The following is a 16,435-nucleotide window of genomic DNA, read 5'->3' on the forward strand; positions in this document are numbered from 1 at the left end:
ATGAACAATGCTCTGCAATCGATGAACCCGGCGCAGCGTGAGGCGGTGCTGTACCTGAGCGGTCCGTGCCTGGTGCTGGCTGGCGCCGGCAGTGGCAAGACCCGCGTCATTACCCAGAAAATTGCGTATTTGATCAACGAATGCGGCTACGATGCCAAAGGTATCATCGCCCTGACGTTCACAAACAAGGCCGCGCGCGAGATGGCCGAACGGATTGGGCAAAGTGTGGAAAAAAAGCGGCTTAAAGGATTAACCATCAGCACGTTTCATGCGCTTGGGGTGCGGTTTCTGCGCGAAGAAGCCGTTCAGGCCGGCTTAAAGCCTGGCTTTTCCATTCTAGACTCGACCGATGCGCTGGGCGTGATCCAGGAATTGCTGGCCACCACCGACAAGGGGCGGTTGCGTACCGTACAGCAGGAGATCTCGCTTTGGAAAAACGGACTGATCACTCCTGATGACGCTGAAAAAATTGCCCAAACCCCCGACGAAATCGAAGCGGCTCGTGTATATCGCAGCTACGACGCCACCTTGCGCGCGTACCAGTCGGTGGATTTCGACGACCTGATCGTCATGCCGGCAAGGTTGATGAGTTCCAACGACGAAGTGCGTGAACGCTGGCAACGTCGCTGTCGTTATATGCTTCTGGACGAATACCAGGATACCAATGTCTGCCAATACCAATGGGTGCGATCCCTGACTGGACTGCGGGATATGTTCACAGCGGTGGGCGATGATGATCAGGCCATCTATGCCTGGCGCGGGGCAACCATAGAGAACCTGGCCAAACTGCCCCAGGATTATCCGGCGCTCAAAATTATCAAGCTGGAGCAAAACTATCGGTCTGTTGCCACTGTGCTGGATGCGGCCAACCAGGTCATCAGCCGCAATCCCAATCTGTTTGGAAAAAAGCTCTGGTCCACGCTTGGGCAGGGCGAACCCATTCAGGTGGTGGTCATGGACAATGAAGAGGCAGAGGCCGAATCGGTTGGCATGCGTATTTCGGCTTCGCGTTTTGAACGCAATGCGCGATGGAAAGATTATGCCGTGCTCTATCGTGGGAACCATCAGGGCCGCTTGTTCGAGCAGACCTTCCGCGAGTTGCGCATACCTTACGTCATCGCGGGCGGACAAAGTTTTTTCGATAAGGCAGAGGTTCGCGATATTATTGCCTATCTGCGGATTGTCGCCAACGAAGAAGACGATCCTGCGTTCATCCGCGCCGTGACCACGCCAAAACGGGGCGTGGGGCAGGCAAGCCTGACGGCGCTGGGCGATACTGCCACGCAGCTCAATTGTTCGCTGTTTGATGCCGTTCATGATGAGCTGACTGCAACGCGCATCGCGCCACGACAACTTGAGCCCCTGAAGGTTTTTGTTGATTTCATTCGCAATATACAATGGCGTGCCGGTCGCGGCAGAACCGATGGTCGCGCGGCGACACAGGCCGAAGGGGCAACCGAGTTGCTCGACGAATTGATGAAATACATCGATTACGAGCGCTATCTTTATGACACCCAGGAAGAACGCGCGGCACAATCGCGCTGGCAGAATGTGCTTGAGCTAACCAATTGGCTCAAGCGCAAGGCGCAAGAAGACGGTCTGACGCTTGCCCAGTTGGTACAGCATATCGCCCTGATCACCATGCTGGAGCGCAGCGAAGACGACGAAGATCCGGATGCTGTCAGGCTGACCACGATCCACGCCTCCAAGGGGTTGGAATATCCCTATGTTCATATGGTGGGCGTAGAAGAAGGGCTGCTGCCTCATATGGGCAAAGATGATGAATATGGCGATGCGAATAAGGACGCCGAGGCGCTGGAAGTGCGCATTCAGGAAGAGCGCCGTCTTATGTATGTCGGCATCACCCGGGCGCAATTTCATTTGACATTGACCTGGTGCAAAAAGCGTCGCAAGGCTCGTGAAGACCTGATTCGTGAGCCCTCCAGGTTTATTGGTGAAATGGGCCTGGAGAGTGGCGTCAAGGTCGTGGTCGATCCATTCAGCGGTATGACGCCCAAGGAGCGGCTGGTCCGGCTCAAAGAGATGCTGCAGAAAAAACGGTAGAATGTCAGCTTGTGCCGCTAGCTCGCATAGTGACGCATTGGGTATTGCCCGCAGCACGGTGAGCGCAGCGAGCCATCTTGTATCAAGCCTCAGAACCATGATTTAGCAGGCAAGCGAATGATTTTCACCAGATATGCGAATCATTTTAGTAAGCAAGCGAGCCATTTTTTGCACGCCCAGCAAGCCAACTTTTTTAATTAATCACGTTTGACATGTCAGTCGTAGACGACAACGCAATTTAAATACGGAGAAGCAGGAAAATGACACAGCGCATGGCGCCATTGGCGAACATCAGGGTACTTGATCTGACACGGGTGCTGGCTGGCCCTTGGTGTACCCAGAATCTGGCCGATCTGGGCGCCGACGTCATCAAGGTGGAACGTCCGGGCAGTGGTGATGACACTCGTGGCTGGGGACCTCCCTATCTGAAGGATCAGCAGGGGGCCGACACCACCGAAGCGGCTTATTATTTGTCGGCAAACCGGAATAAGCGTTCGCTAGCGCTTGATTTCACCTCAGAGGCAGGACGCGAAGTGATTTTGGCGCTGGTGGCAAAAGCCGATATTGTCGTGGAGAATTACAAAGTCGGTGGCCTGAAAAAATACGGGCTCGATTACGACAGCCTCAAGCAAATCAATCCGCGACTCATCTACTGTTCCATCACCGGATTCGGACAAACGGGGCCGTATGCCACCCGCCCGGGCTATGATTATATTATCCAGGGCATGGGCGGACTCATGAGTATTACCGGAGAACACGATGATCTGCCTGGCGGCGGCCCCCAAAAGGCGGGCGTGGCAGTGTCGGACTTGATGACGGGCATGTACGCAAGTGTCGCCATTCTGGCTGCGCTTAATGAGCGCCATACCAGCGGATTGGGACAATACATCGATATGGCACTGCTCGATTGCCAGGTGGCGATGCTGGCCAACCAGAATCTCAACTACATGACGTCGGGACAGGCGCCCAAACGCGCGGGCAATGCACATCAAAATCTGGTGCCTTACCAGGTCTTTGAAGTCGAAGACGGCCACCTTATCCTGGCAGTCGGAAACGATACGCAATTTGCCTCGTTCTGCCGCCTGATCAATATGCCGGAACTGGCGCAAGACGATCGTTATCAAAAAAATGCGGGCAGGGTGGTCAACCGCGACACGCTCATTCCCCTGCTTGTCACGGTGATGAAGACCCGTAAGCGTGATGCCTGGCTGGCCGACCTGGAAGCGAACAATATCCCGGCCGGACCCATCAACACGATCGACCAAGTCTACGCCGATCCGCAAGTGGTTGCGCGTCAAATGAAACTGCAATTGCCTCATCCGGCGGCCGGCACAATGCCCATGACGGCTAGCCCCATGCGATTTTCTGATACGCCCATTCAATACCGCAATGCGCCGCCGATGCTGGGCCAGCATTCTGAAGATATTCTCAGGCAAGAGCTCGGCTGGAGCAATGAGCAAATTGCCGCATTACTCGGCAAGTAGCTTGGTAGCACTGCCTGCTGGCCAGATGAGCGGTGTATTGGTACAGCAGGCAGTGATGAATGACTTCAAACGCAAAAGCCGGGTAATCGCTAATGCACGCTTCTGTCGATATGCTGATATTTGGTAGCGCAGAGGCACAGGCAGATAGTCCGAGCCAAGAAAAAGCCCACTTGAATTAAGTGGGCTTTTCAACGGCAAACGGGGTGGATGCTGATTATTTTACGGCCTTGACCATATAGTCGACAGCAGCCTTGACCACTTCGTCGGATGCGGAGGAGCCGCCTTTTGGAGGCATGGCGTTCAAACCATTGACGGCAGCGTCGTAAAGTTTGTCCATGCCAGTTGCAATACGGGCGTCCCATGCAGCCTTGTCGCCCAGTTTTGGCGCACCGGCAATGCCGGCGTCATGACAGGAGAAACAAATCTGTTTGTACAGCGCTTCGCCTTCGGCAAGCTTGTCATTTGCCGGGGCGGCGGCTGCAGCGCCAGCGGCGGCACCAGCAGCACCTTCAGCAGGAGTAGCGCCCTCGGCAGGAGCAGCACCTTCAGCAGGAGTAGCGCCCTCGGCAGGAGCAGCACCCTCGGCAGGAGCAGCACCCTCGGCAGGGGCAGCACCTTCAGCAGGAGTAGCGCCCTCGGCAGGAGCAGCACCCTCGGCAGGAGCAGCACCTTCAGCAGGGGCAGCGCCCTCGGCAGGAGCAGCGCCTTCAGCAGGAGCAGCGCCTTCAGCAGGAGCAGCACCTTCAGCAGGAGCAGCACCTTCAGCAGGAGCAGCACCTTCAGCAGGGGCAGCACCTTCAGCAGGGGCAGCGCCCTCGGCAGGGGCAGCGCCTTCACCGTCAGGAGCGGCCGGTTCCTTGAACGAGCCACCGGAGTGGTTGGCAAGATATACAACTGCGCGTTCCACTTCCAGATCGCTCAGGCTTGGGTCGCCCCCTTTGGGAGGCATGCCATTCAGGCCATTAATGGCCAGCTTAACCACTTCGGGCTGACCAACTTTAAGGCGTGGTGCCCAGGCGGCGTTGTCGCCGATTTTTGGTGCACCGGCAACGCCGGTGTCATGACAGCCCATACAGAGGCTTTTGTACACTTCTTCGCCGGTTTTGATCTTCTTCGGGCCGGCATCGGCAGCGGCAGCAATGACAGGAGCAGTGTTGTATTTGGCAACTGGCTCAATCCGAGCAGCGATCGATTCTTCAGTTTGCGAGTCGCTACCCGCCCCGGAGCTACTGGAAGAGCTGACAACACTGACCAGCAGGATAATGATAAGTACAGGGAGTATGAACGCGAGTACGACGACGACAATCAGCTGCTTGGGCGTTTTGATCGGGCTAACATGTTCGTCGTGTTCATCGTGGTGTTCTGTTTGATCGCTCATAGATACATCCTACAGGTCATTGCAATGTTAAATAATGGAAAAAAAGGAGCCAATTGACTCGCATACTGCCGGACCATGCCCTTTCCCCCCGAAAGTGAAATAATAAGTAATGTTGGATTATAACGATTGTCACCCCGTTTTGTACGTGAATACGCCCTGCAACGGGTGAAAGTCTCTGATTTATGCAGAAATTAACTGTGCAAGTATACCGCTACACCCTTACAGGAATCTGCACAATAGGGTAAAATAGCGGACTTGGTTAAATGTCTCCGTAGTTCAATGGATAGAATAAGAGTTTCCGAAGCTCTTGATACAGGTTCGATTCCTGTCGGAGGCGCCAAAATTTAGTAGTTAGTGTTATTAGCAGTTATTAGTTATGCCACCTAGTTATGCCACCTAGTTATGCCGCCTCGGCACATTGTAGTCTCAGGTGGTGGGTTAAAGAGGGGATAGCTTTAAGACAAGCGTCCATTTTGGGCTCTACCCCATAATCGGGGGATAGGGTACTCACCAAACCCAATTCATTTGACCATTCCAGCCGCATTGAGCCAAGACTCGCAAGCGGTAATTCTCAAAATTTCTGAACCCAAATGCCCGTCGTGAGAGCATTTCCATTTCCGCATGATTTATCTTGAATGTCGTATGTGAGTGTGCGGTCAGGCGAATATCGATAACGATTCAGCCTTGGCTTGAACACTATTGCCTGGATAGCGGATCGCAAGAATACCCAGCGATTTCTAATGTCATTTTTTCTTTCAACTGAAATTATTCTATTGCAATGAAAAAACCCTGCATTGATCAGCATCATTTTTTGATATAGACATAGACCTATACAGCACAGACACAGACTCAGAGACAGAACGATGGCCTGACGTACGCTTTGACAGGGTCCACAAGGTCTGCTACAAATCACACGGGCTAGATGCGAGCCTTTCGGCTGACGGTTGCCCGGCCAGTCGTTAATCCGCTATCGGTCGGGCAGCGTTGGGCCGGGCAGCAATTCATTCTAGGCGTCAGTACCGTAGCAATCGGCCCAGCAGTTTGGCGTTTCGTACAATCTGACGTGCGTCAGCTTCAGTTGATCGCCATATTTCGCAAGGTAAGCTGCGGCCAGGGTATTGAAGGCGATTTGTACCAGATTCTCGGCAGTCGGCACGCGATCCAGCACAACGGTTTTATGGTCTGGCAGTGAATCAAGAAAGGCGCGTACTGCGGTGTCGCCGTAATAGACCAGAAAAGCGTGGTCCCAGACGTCAACGATGCGCTCCTTGGCGATGGCTTTGACGTCGGAAAAATCCAATACCATGCCATGGTCAGCCGCGCCGGCAACGGTCGAAACCGGTCCTGATAGCGTAATCTCAAGGGTGTAGCGGTGTCCATGCAGATTGCGGCACTGGCTGCGATGATCGGGAATGCGGTGGCCGGCATCAAAATGCAGAGCACGGGTCACGGTAATCATGGAATTCCTATGTATTTATGTGTCTGCAGGCTCAGGCGCCACTGGGGATGATCCATGCAATACCGGACAGCGTGCTCAGTGGCTGCCCGTCGATCTGGTCCGTCCATGGGTTGCAGGAAAAAATGCGAAAAATCGAGTGCTTCAAAGCGTTCGGGCGGGGCGTCGCTCTGGTGAAAGACGAGCTTAAGTTCATTGCCTCGCGTTTGAACCAGTTTGTTATTTCCCTTGGGACTGACGCAAATCCAATCGATTCCGGCAGGTGCAGCGATGGTGCCGTTGGTTTCGATGGCAATTTCGAAGCCTTCGGCATGAACCGCGTCTATCAACGAGGCGTCCAGTTGTAGCAAGGGCTCGCCGCCGGTAAATACAACATAACGTGACGTACTATCGGGACCCCAGGTTTGAGCGAGCGTGCGTGCCAGATCGGCTGCGGCGCTGAATTTGCCACCGCCCATACCATCGGTTCCGATAAAATCGGTGTCGCAGAATGTACAGGCGGCCGCGGCGCGATCGACTTCTCGTCCTGACCATAGGTTGCAGCCGGCAAAGCGGCAAAAGACAGCCGCGCGGCCTGCGTGCGCGCCTTCACCCTGAAGCGTCTTGAAAATTTCTTTTACGGCGTATGCCATGAGTCCGGCCAAAAAATAATGCTAAGACCCTATTTTAGCCAATTGTGAAGAACCCAATCAATTTATTGCCGTATTCGGTTTTTTCAGTTCCTGCTATTTGTTCAACCCGCGAATATGGAAACCGGCGTCCTGCAATTGCCCAATCAGATCTCTGTGTTGTTCCTGGCTCAACGCCATCAGTGGCGGGCGAACGCGGGCCCATTGGCCGTTTGAACTCCAGTGGGAAATCGCCGATTTAAGCGCAGGAATCATAGGGAAACGCTGGAATATCTGGCGGATTTTATCAAGATCCTTCTGCTGGCTATCGGCGTCGGGTCCTTGCCAACTCCTGTATAAAGCATCAATGGCCTGCGCATTGACATTGGCCGTGGCGCTGATACATCCTGCGCCGCCGGCGCGCAGCGTCTGCAGCAAAAAGGTTTCACTGCCGGCAAACACGTCAAAGCCTTCGTGGGCGAACCGTTCTAACATGGCCTGTGTATTGCTCCAGTCCCCGGAAGAGTCTTTGACGCCGGCGACAACAGACGGATAGGATTTGAGCAGTTGTTCAATCAGCGGCAGGGTGATGCCGACCTGCGCAACCGGCGGAATATGATATAGATAGATTCTCAGGCGCTCATCGCCAACGCGCTGGATAACTTCAGAGAAGTAACGGTAAAGACCCTCGTCCGATACCCCTTTGTAATAGAAGGGCGGCAACATCAGCACGCCGGCGCAATCGCGTTCGACGGCATGCCGGGTCAGACGCACGGTTGTGGGCAGATCGCAGTTGCCTGTGCCTGGCATCATCCCGTTTGGGTCAAGTCCGGCGTCAATGACGGCGTCAATCATATCGATGCGCTCATCGGATGATAGTGAATTGGCTTCTGAATTGGTGCCCAGAAACGCCAGACCAATTCCGTTGGACTGAAGCCATTTGCATTGTTCGGTAAACCGCTGAAGGTCGACCGTCGAATCTTCATGAAATGGGGTAACAACGGGGGACAGTACCCCTTTGATTCTATTGGACATGATGTCTCCGGTTGGGATTGTGCTTGTGATGCGCGGGGGTGCCTGCGGGGGCGACAATGGCCTGCCATGATCTTGTCTCGCCGTCGAAAACCACCGGCGCATCCGCTTGGTGCGATGCGATGATTGGCATAAGATCGTTTTCCTGTTGATGACGAGTGAAATGACGAGGTCACATAGTGCTATTATTGAAAGTTCGTAACAGGAGAACAATATTGTTTTGCTGCATTTAGAAGTAAGAAAAACTGATTTTTGCGGCCCGTATTATCTGGATCGGGTTTGCTTTATCACAAGTGAGAGGATAGACGTGGACACCCGATTCCTGGAAAGCTTCGTGCAGGTCGTCGAGCTCGGGTCAGTGGCTGCCGCAGCCAGGCAGCTGGATTTGACGCCCACCGCCGTATCGCTCAGGCTCAGGGCGCTTGAAAGGGACGTCGGCACGGCGCTGATCAAGCGCGTCGGTCGCACGATGATGCCCACTGAGGCAGGCAGCAAGGCGTTGCGACAGGCCAAGCTGGTGCTGGCAGAAGTAAAAAATTTCAATTCGCTGGCCAGCAACACTGAGTTGCCCGCCGGCCCGCTAATGCTTGGTGCAACGCCATCGGTCGTCAAGGGTATGCTTCCCGGTATGCTGAGAAAATGGCTGGGTAAATATGAAGGCACCAAGATTGTGATAGAACCGGCGGCCTCCACCGTGCTCTACCAACGTTTGTTGCAAGGAGAACTGGATGCGGCCATTCTGGTGCATCCCTTATTCGAGGTGCCCAAAACCGTGTTGTGGCGGCCGCTAAGGAAAGAGCCGTTGATCCTGCTTGCGCCGGCCCGGCTGCAGGGGCAGGACCCGTTTTCGATATTAAGAAACTATCCATTTATCCGTTATGACAGACGTGTTGTCGCGGGGAAAATGGCCGACGATTACCTGAAATTACACGGGATCTATCCTGAACCCTGGCTGGAGCTGGATGGGCTGGACTATATTGCTGATCTGGTGAAGGCCGATCTGGGGGTCTCTGTCGTACCCGACTGGAGCTATGGAAATCCATATGATCCGGGTCTGGTTCGCCATCGGCTGCCGGGGCCAGTGCCTACGCGCAATCTGGGCATCATGTGGCTACGTTCCAATGTGAGAGAAAAGCTCATTCATGCGTTTATGGAGCTGGCCGATTGACGGGCGGTGCGTCGGCTCGCTGTCTTGCTGCGTCGCCAATAGCGTTCAATGCGCCAAGTCAGGCGCAGATTGCCTGTCGGTCACGCAAGAGATCTGTGCTTCTATGGGAAGTCTGCTGACGGGCACGCTGCCTGATGCCTCTGGTTTAGCATCTTTCGGACATGAAGTTCAATGGCCCATTACCAGCCAGGCCGTACTTGTCATCATCTTGCAGACTGCCATCACGTACGATGTCGACCAGCATTCTCGCAAAGATTTCGGCACAAGGCACCAGTTTCTGGTCTTTAATCTGCACCAATGCCCATTCGCCGAATCGGTTTCGCGTCATGGGTATATTCAGACGCACGGCATCTCGTTCCAGCAGCGCCTGCTCCATCATCAGGTTGCTGCTGACAAAAATGATATCCGAATCTGGCACCAGGCGATTGATGAGCGAAATATCATCACATTTGAAATTGACCGCAAACACGTCATTGTGATCCAGGCCAAGACTATGTTTGAACTCTGAAAAAACCAGAGTGGGCAGGCTGACAGAGGCAAAGGGGTAATCCAGAATTTCTTCGGGCCCGATTGCCCTTGACCGGTCGGATCGTATCAGAGGGTGATTGGCATCGCAAAACAAGGCAACCGTCAGGCCGCCAATCGGGGTCACTTTCAGCAACGGGCTGTCTTCCAGGTTGCGAATATCGGCGATGAAGTAATCAATTGCCCCTTCTTTCAATTGCATCAGAAGGTTGGTCCAGTTGTCTATCCGGATATCCAGGGAAATTCTCGGATATTGCATTTGCAACTGCCTGATGGCGGTGTGCAGGAAGCATTTGGCCGGAAAAGGTCCCGATCCCACTTTGATGGTGCCTTGCTCTCCTGTTTTGAGATATTCAAGATTCTTGTGAAAGTTGCGGGTTTCCGCCAGCAAGTGTTTGGCGTGCTCGATCACGAATCTGCCGGTGGGTGTAACAAGCACTGAATTTTTGGTGCGATCAAAAATGACGATTCCGATTTGTTGTTCAATGGCCTGGATGCTTTTGCTCAGGGCCGATTGGCTCAGAAAGACGCGCTCTGCCGCTTTGCCGAAGTTCAATGTCTCCGACAGCGCTACGATATGGTTCAGTTGTTTGAGGTTCATCTTTGTTTAAGTGTCGTTATGAGTTCCGTTCATCACCTCTACCCGAATTATTCATTATATAGAATCAGGGCCAACTGGTATATTGCCTGAACGATGCATAAACGGAATACTTTATTCCGATTTTTCAGCACAAAATAATTCTGTATTAAACAGAAAAAGGGAGACAGGCCCGTGAAGGAAACCGGTGGCTACAACACGCCTAGCGGATGGAATGCGGTTGCAAGCAACCGCATCGTCGGCAAACGGATGCAACGCGATCTGAAGGTCCGGTTTCTGGTGATCGGAGCCGGTTTCGCAGGGTTGGCCATCGCAAGGCGGCTTGCTGCACGCTTTCCTGACGAGGCAATCGCTCTGGTTGACGCGCTGGAGCCAGCCGAAAACAGTTCCGCACGCAATTCCGGGTTTATGATCAACCTGCCATTTGCCAAAATTCGCGCCAATTCGTCTTCAGACCAAAACCAATGGCAAACCCGACTCATGTCGATGGGCCAGCAATTGCTGGAGCAAACGGTTGCCCGGCACGGGATCGATTGCGACTGGCATACGGTTGGGCACTATAAAGTGGCGACAACACAATACGGCGTTACGCAACTGCAGCAACTGCGACAAACCCTTACCGCCAACCGAATCGCATACCGGTCATTGTCTTTAAGCGACATTCGGCAGGAACTTGGCACGTCCCATTACCGCGATGCAATCTGGCTTAGCCAGTGTTCCCTGGTGCAGCCGGCTGGGCTGCTTAATGGTCTGATCGATAGTCTGCCGCAGAATGTAGAGCGCTATTTCGCGTCTCCGGTTTCCCGCATTTCCGGCAGCGATCCCTACGTCGTACAAGCGGGTACGTCCGAGATTCGCGCCGAGACCGTTTTCCTGGCCGTCAATGCGTTGCTGCCGCAATTTGGTCACGCAAAATACCGGCAACTTGCCATGTATACCTATGCCGGTCTGTCAAGACCGCTGGACGGGCAATATGGTCAATTGCTGGGCAATCAGCAGCAGTGGGGCGTAACGCCGGTGGAACAGCTTGAGGCGACCACTCGCAAGACGCCGGATAACCGTCTGCTCCTGCGTGCCGGTTTCTCCTACAAAGCAGAGTTGGCTTGTGATGAGGTCAGACGAATATTGCAGTCGAAATTGCAGGCCCGCTACCCGGACGCGCCCGCAGATATGTTCGAGCACACCTGGGGCGGGGCAGTCAGCCTGACGCGCAACGGCCAGTCCGTGCTGGGGCAATTTGGGCGGCGCCTGTTTGGCGTATCCGGTTGTAATGCGTCGGGCATATTGAAGATGACGGCTCTGGGCACGCTGTTGGCCGACATGGCTTGTGGGGTTGGTTCATCGTTGCTGCAGGAGACCCGGATTCATTGTCGGCCCGGCTACATTCCTCCAGAGCCTTTTCGAACAGTCGCCGTCAATCTCAACCTGCAAAAGCTAAAGAGGCAGTTGCAACCCAATTATGGAAATTAAAATGATCGAAACCGTCAAAAGCAGTATTGTCAATCATCCGGATACCCCCATCAGCAACGCCGTACTGGCTGGAGCGATGGTCTTTACCGTACAAGTGCCACGCGATCCGCAAACCTTTTCACCTAGTGGAGAAGGGGATATTCGACATCAGGCCGACCGCGTTTTCTCACAACTGGCTCACGTGCTCGAATGCGCCGGCTCGGACATGCAGCATGTCGCGCAAATGACCATTTATCTGGTCAATTCGGACGACGCCGCGGGTATGAATGAAGTGTATAAACGTTATTTTCCGGCGGCTCCCTATCCGAACCGGGCGACGGTTGTTGTCAAGCAATTGCTTGGCCCCAACTGCCTGATTGAAATCGTGGTCCACGCGATGCGCAAGCAGGACGCCGCATGAACCCGGTCACCATCATTGGCGCAGGCATCGTCGGTGTCTGCACTGCAGTGACGCTGCAACAGCGTGGCATACCGGTGCGGTTGATTGACGAGCGAGAACCGGGAACCGGCACCTCTTTTGGCAACGCCGGTCTGCTTAGCATGGATAGCTGCATGCCGATAGCTATGCCCGGAATGATCAAAAAAATTCCCAAATGGCTGAGCGACAAGGAAGGGCCATTGAGCGTGCGACCCTCCTACTTGTCAACAGCGGCGCCGTGGTTGCTCCGATGGCTCAAGGCTGGATTTAACGAATCCGGTGTGCGACGCTTGTCGAGCGCCTTGCGCGCGCTACATCGGGACGCAGACCAGCTCTACATGCAATTGCTGGGGCCGCAAGCGTTTGCGCAGGCATTTCATATGACCGGTCAGCTTCATATCTGGGAAAGCGAAAAGGACAACGACGCGTTGGGACGCCAGATACGTGCGGACAATGGCGTGACGCCCAGAACGCTCAATGCCCAGGAAATACAGGATTTAGTGCCTCATATCTCGCGCAAGGTCAAACGCGGCGAGCTCTACGAAAAAAATGGTCATGTGGGCAACCCGTACCAGTTGGTCCAAAGCTTGTTCCAGCTGTTTTTGAATAATGGCGGTCAGTTCGTTCAACAGAAAGTTAACGGTATCAGTCGGGATAGCGACACGGGCCAATACCGCATTATCATGGCGGCACAGGACCTGAGCACTTCTCAGCTGGTTGTCTGCGCGGGTGCCTGGGCCAAACGATTGCTTGCCGGGCTCAATGTTGCGGTTCCGCTGGAAACCGAACGTGGCTACCATGTTTCATTCCAGCCCGATGCGCTGCAGTTGCCTATTCCGGTTCTGCATAAGGAACGGGCTTTTGGCGTCACGCCCATGGTTGATAATCTGCGTGTTGCCGGTTTTGTGGAAATTGCCGGACTGGACGCCGCACCGGATATGGCGCGGGAAAAGGTACTTCTGCAGCAGGCAAAACTGCTTTTTCCGGATCTTGAACTGGATAAAAAGAAAGGTTTCTGGCTTGGTTTTCGTCCGTCGACGCCTGACAGTTTGCCCATCCTGGGTACGGTCGAAAAGTTGCCGGAACTGTACCTGGGATTCGGCCACGGCCACACCGGTATCACCGGGGCACCCAAATCAGCCCAGATTCTGGCCAACCTGGTCACCAACACACCCAATGACGTAGATATTACGCCATATGGGCTTGATCGTTTCTAGCAGCTATTTTTGGGAGACAACCATGAAAAACAAAGACGTCAAAAGCAATCTCGCATTTACCCGTCGGACTGTATTGAAAATGGCGGGCGCCACTGTAGTTGCGCCTTCGATCTGGATAAAAAACGCGCAGGCAGCGCAAGATCGCGTGGTGATTCGTTCACCTGGCGGCGCCTATGATGATATTCGTAAAAAGTTGATCTATGAGCCGTTTACCAAGGAAACTGGGATCCGGGTTGTGCCGGTTGCCACAACCACCGGTAAGCTGGAAGCCATGATCCGTTCTGGCAATATTGAGATCGACATTATCGACAATGACGATAGCGTGCTGCTGCAATGGGAAAATGAGCTGGCGCAGCTTGATTACCAAAATTTCAAATTCACCGATCCGGATGATATTCTGCCTGAATATAGGCATGCCAATTATGTGGGCAATTTCGTGTATGGCGATGTCATGGGCTACAACACAGGAAAATTCAATAAGGAATCGGTCCCCAAAACCTGGACTGACTTTTGGGATTACAAACGAATTGCCGGCACCCGAGCCCTGGCTGACATAGATACCGGCGCGCCCAATCTTGAGTTCGCGCTGCTGGCCGATGGCGTGCCAATGGACAAACTTTATCCGCTGGATATACCGCGCGCCTTTAAGGCATTGAGCCGTATCAAACCGGGTGTAGCCAAGTTCTGGACATCCGGGGCCCTGTCCGTACAGTTGCTCAGTACGGGGGATGCTGATATCAGCCCGGTATGGAGCACCCGTATCCTCAAGGGCATCGAGAACAAGGCGCCGCTTGCCATCAACTGGAACCAGCATGGCGTGCGCGTGCAGGCGTACGCGGTTTTGAAGAAATCAAAAAATCAGCAGCAGGCTCAACAATTGATTGACTATTGCCTGCGTCCTGAGGTTCAAAGTCAGTTCAGCGCGTTGTGGAATAGTGGTCCTGTCACCAAGGCTGGCTATGAGGCATTGACCGCAGAAACCCGAGAGAAAATCCCCGGCGGAGATCGTACGCGCGATCACGGGTTTCTGATCGATGCTGGCTGGTGGTCAAAAAATCGTGCTGAAGTCGGCAAGGAGTGGGCAAATTGGGTGCTAAATTCATGAAACAGAAAGGACATATCCAGTTCCGCCAAATCAGCAAAACATTTGGTGCGCAGCGCGTGGTCAACGAAATCAGTCTGGAAGTGGCTCCCGGCGAGTTCTTTTCACTGCTAGGGCCTAGTGGTTCCGGCAAGACGACCACCCTGATGATGCTGGCCGGGTTTGTGTTGCCCGACTCCGGGCAGATACTGCTCGATGGTCGGGATATTAGTACGCTCAGCCCGCAGCAGCGCAATCTTGGGATGGTCTTTCAGAATTACGCACTGTTTCCCCATATGAGTGTGCTGGACAACGTCATGTTTCCGCTCAAGGTGCGCAAGATCGCTGCAAAAGAGTGTATCGAGCGCGCCAAATGGGCGATCGAAATGGTGCGCTTGTCCGGCTTCGAACAACGCCTTCCCAAAGCCCTGTCCGGCGGCCAGCAACAGCGTGTAGCGCTGGCGCGCGCCATTGTGTTCCATCCTGAAGTGGTGTTAATGGATGAACCACTGGGGGCGCTGGACAAAAATCTGCGTTATCAAATGCAGATGGAAATCAAGGAACTGCAGAGCCGCCTGAATATGACAGTTGTATTCGTCACGCATGACCAGGAAGAGGCCATGAATATGTCAGATCGCATCGCGATCATGAATAACGGGCGGATCGAACAGTTGGGCGAACCCAGGCAGGTGTATGAGTCTCCGTGCAATGTGTTTGCCGCAGGTTTTCTTGGAGAAGCCAATCTGCTGTCATATGAGGACCTGGACCAGAGCTGGCGTCAACAAATGAATATGCAAAGCGGCGATTGTCTGTTCATGCGGCCCGAACGCGTAACGCTGACAGAGGGCAGAAACAATGAACCGGACGGGACACCCCAGCTGTCTGGAGAGGTTATCCATGTTTCGTTTCTGGGGCATATTGTCAGATACCAGATAAAGATTAATGACAAGATCAAGGTTTATGCCGATATGACCAATGCTGCAGACATGCCTGTCTATGACATAGGGCACATTGTGCGCCTTGGATGGCGCAATCGGGACGATATAAGGGTGATTCGTTATGAATAACGCACTCGTGCTGCCGGGCGGGCACAGCGCAACCGGCAACAAATCGGCATTCAGTAACCGCTTGCTGTTGTATCCGGTACTTGCCTTCTTGTTGATCTTTTTTGTGCTGCCCATTGGATGGTTCTTTATCAAATCTGCACTTGACTATGAGGGCAACTTCCTGGTCATGCTTTATCAGACATTTACTTCCAAACTGTTTCTGGCGGTGGCATGGAAAACAGTCTGGCTGTCGCTGCTCGTAACATTGCTCTGCCTGGTATGTGCATATCCGATAGCCTACACAATGACCCGCGCCGGACCATTCAGGTTTACGCTGATCATTATCTGCGTCATCGTGCCTTACTTCACCTCGATCATCGTGCGAACTTATTCGTGGATGATCATTCTGGGAACTAATGGTGTGATCAATTCGTTTCTGATGCATACCGGACTCATCAACAAGCCGCTGGGCCTGATGTACAACATGACCGGAGTGACTTTTGGCATGACCTATGTCCTGCTGCCTTATTTCGTGCTTACGCTGTTCTCCGCAATGAAGGGAATCGACCTGTGGCTGTTGCACGCCGGGCGTGGCATGGGCGCCTCTAATTTGTACATCTTTCGTCGCATCTTTTTTCCGTTAAGCATGCCGGGCATTATTTCCGGTTTTCTCATCGTTTATATTCTTGCCATCGGCTTCTTTATAACGCCTGCCCTGATGGGCGGCCCCAATGACACCATGCTGGCCATGCTCATTCAGCGCAATATCGAGGTCTCGGTCAATTGGCCGTTGGCTTCTGCTTTATCGTTGTTTCTGCTGGTCATTACCCTGATCGTCTATGCGCTGTATTGCAGATATACGGATCTGGACAAAATGTTGGGGAAATAGG

At 53.6% G+C, this 16,435-nt stretch carries 14 protein-coding genes and 1 tRNA gene; 10 read left to right on the forward strand and 5 right to left on the reverse strand.

The features are described 5' to 3' along the window. Together CAP48_RS05900 and CAP48_RS05905 are read left to right on the forward strand one after the other, a co-directional pair. Positions 1-2,064 (forward strand): UvrD-helicase domain-containing protein, encoded by a 2,064-nt coding sequence (locus CAP48_RS05900; RefSeq protein ID WP_242444345.1) that lies wholly within the window; start codon positions 1-3, stop codon positions 2,062-2,064. Positions 2,065-2,324: 260 nt separating this feature from the next. Continuing rightward, the gene (locus CAP48_RS05905) at positions 2,325-3,548 is read left to right on the forward strand and encodes a CaiB/BaiF CoA-transferase family protein (RefSeq protein WP_100695085.1); all 1,224 of its coding nucleotides are present in this window, start codon (positions 2,325-2,327) and stop codon (positions 3,546-3,548) included. Between the two features lie 214 nt (positions 3,549-3,762). Here CAP48_RS05905 and CAP48_RS20425 read toward each other — a convergent pair whose 3' ends face one another. Then, a complete protein-coding gene (locus tag CAP48_RS20425; protein ID WP_242444346.1) occupies positions 3,763-4,926 on the reverse strand; it encodes a cytochrome c5 family protein in 1,164 nt (387 codons plus the stop codon). Positions 4,927-5,191: 265 nt separating this feature from the next. On the opposite strand from CAP48_RS20425, the gene CAP48_RS05920 reads away from it, so the two are divergent. Next, positions 5,192-5,266 (forward strand) — tRNA-Arg (locus tag CAP48_RS05920). A gap of 666 nt (positions 5,267-5,932) precedes the next feature. On the opposite strand, the gene queD is transcribed toward CAP48_RS05920, so the two are convergent. The 3 genes from queD to CAP48_RS05935 form a co-directional block, all read right to left on the reverse strand. After that, positions 5,933-6,385, reverse strand: coding sequence for a 6-carboxytetrahydropterin synthase QueD (gene queD, locus CAP48_RS05925; RefSeq protein ID WP_100695086.1), 453 nt, complete (start codon positions 6,383-6,385; stop codon positions 5,933-5,935). Beyond that, the gene (gene queE, locus CAP48_RS05930) at positions 6,382-7,014 is read right to left on the reverse strand and encodes a 7-carboxy-7-deazaguanine synthase (RefSeq protein WP_100695087.1); all 633 of its coding nucleotides are present in this window, start codon (positions 7,012-7,014) and stop codon (positions 6,382-6,384) included. The genes queD and queE overlap by 4 nt, the downstream gene beginning before the upstream one ends. Before the next feature lie 93 nt (positions 7,015-7,107). Beyond that, positions 7,108-8,025, reverse strand: coding sequence for a dihydrodipicolinate synthase family protein (locus CAP48_RS05935; RefSeq protein ID WP_100695088.1), 918 nt, complete (start codon positions 8,023-8,025; stop codon positions 7,108-7,110). A 304-nt stretch (positions 8,026-8,329) separates the two neighbouring features. Between CAP48_RS05935 and CAP48_RS05940 the strand changes: the two genes are divergently transcribed. Further along, positions 8,330-9,190: a LysR family transcriptional regulator gene (locus tag CAP48_RS05940; protein ID WP_100695089.1), complete on the forward strand. Its 861-nt coding sequence runs from the start codon at positions 8,330-8,332 to the stop codon at positions 9,188-9,190. Positions 9,191-9,335: 145 nt separating this feature from the next. Here the strand turns inward: CAP48_RS05940 and CAP48_RS05945 are convergent, their stop codons facing one another. Then, positions 9,336-10,316, reverse strand: a complete 981-nt coding sequence (locus tag CAP48_RS05945) for a LysR family transcriptional regulator (RefSeq protein WP_100695090.1) — start codon at positions 10,314-10,316, stop codon at positions 9,336-9,338. A gap of 171 nt (positions 10,317-10,487) precedes the next feature. Between CAP48_RS05945 and CAP48_RS05950 the strand changes: the two genes are divergently transcribed. Genes CAP48_RS05950 through CAP48_RS05975 form a run of 6 tightly spaced genes read left to right on the forward strand, consistent with a single transcriptional unit; the run spans position 10,488 to position 16,434 of the window. Then, positions 10,488-11,783: an FAD-binding oxidoreductase gene (locus CAP48_RS05950; RefSeq protein ID WP_100695091.1), complete on the forward strand. Its 1,296-nt coding sequence runs from the start codon at positions 10,488-10,490 to the stop codon at positions 11,781-11,783. Between the two features lies 1 nt (position 11,784). Then, complete coding sequence (locus CAP48_RS05955; protein WP_161495204.1) at positions 11,785-12,183, forward strand: RidA family protein; 399 nt, start codon at positions 11,785-11,787, stop codon at positions 12,181-12,183. Then, positions 12,180-13,418, forward strand: a complete 1,239-nt coding sequence (locus CAP48_RS05960) for an FAD-binding oxidoreductase (protein WP_100695093.1) — start codon at positions 12,180-12,182, stop codon at positions 13,416-13,418. Before CAP48_RS05955 ends, CAP48_RS05960 begins: the two co-directional genes overlap by 4 nt. Before the next feature lie 22 nt (positions 13,419-13,440). Continuing rightward, the gene (locus CAP48_RS05965; protein ID WP_161495205.1) at positions 13,441-14,523 is read left to right on the forward strand and encodes an ABC transporter substrate-binding protein; all 1,083 of its coding nucleotides are present in this window, start codon (positions 13,441-13,443) and stop codon (positions 14,521-14,523) included. Then, complete coding sequence (locus CAP48_RS05970) at positions 14,520-15,566, forward strand: ABC transporter ATP-binding protein (protein ID WP_100695095.1); 1,047 nt, start codon at positions 14,520-14,522, stop codon at positions 15,564-15,566. The genes CAP48_RS05965 and CAP48_RS05970 overlap by 4 nt, the downstream gene beginning before the upstream one ends. Then, positions 15,559-16,434, forward strand: a complete 876-nt coding sequence (locus CAP48_RS05975; protein ID WP_100695096.1) for an ABC transporter permease — start codon at positions 15,559-15,561, stop codon at positions 16,432-16,434. The genes CAP48_RS05970 and CAP48_RS05975 overlap by 8 nt, the downstream gene beginning before the upstream one ends. The last annotated feature ends 1 nt before the right edge of the window (position 16,435 follow it).

It is taken from the genome of Advenella sp. S44 (assembly GCF_002810445.1).
In the GTDB taxonomy this organism is placed as follows: domain Bacteria; phylum Pseudomonadota; class Gammaproteobacteria; order Burkholderiales; family Burkholderiaceae_B; genus Advenella.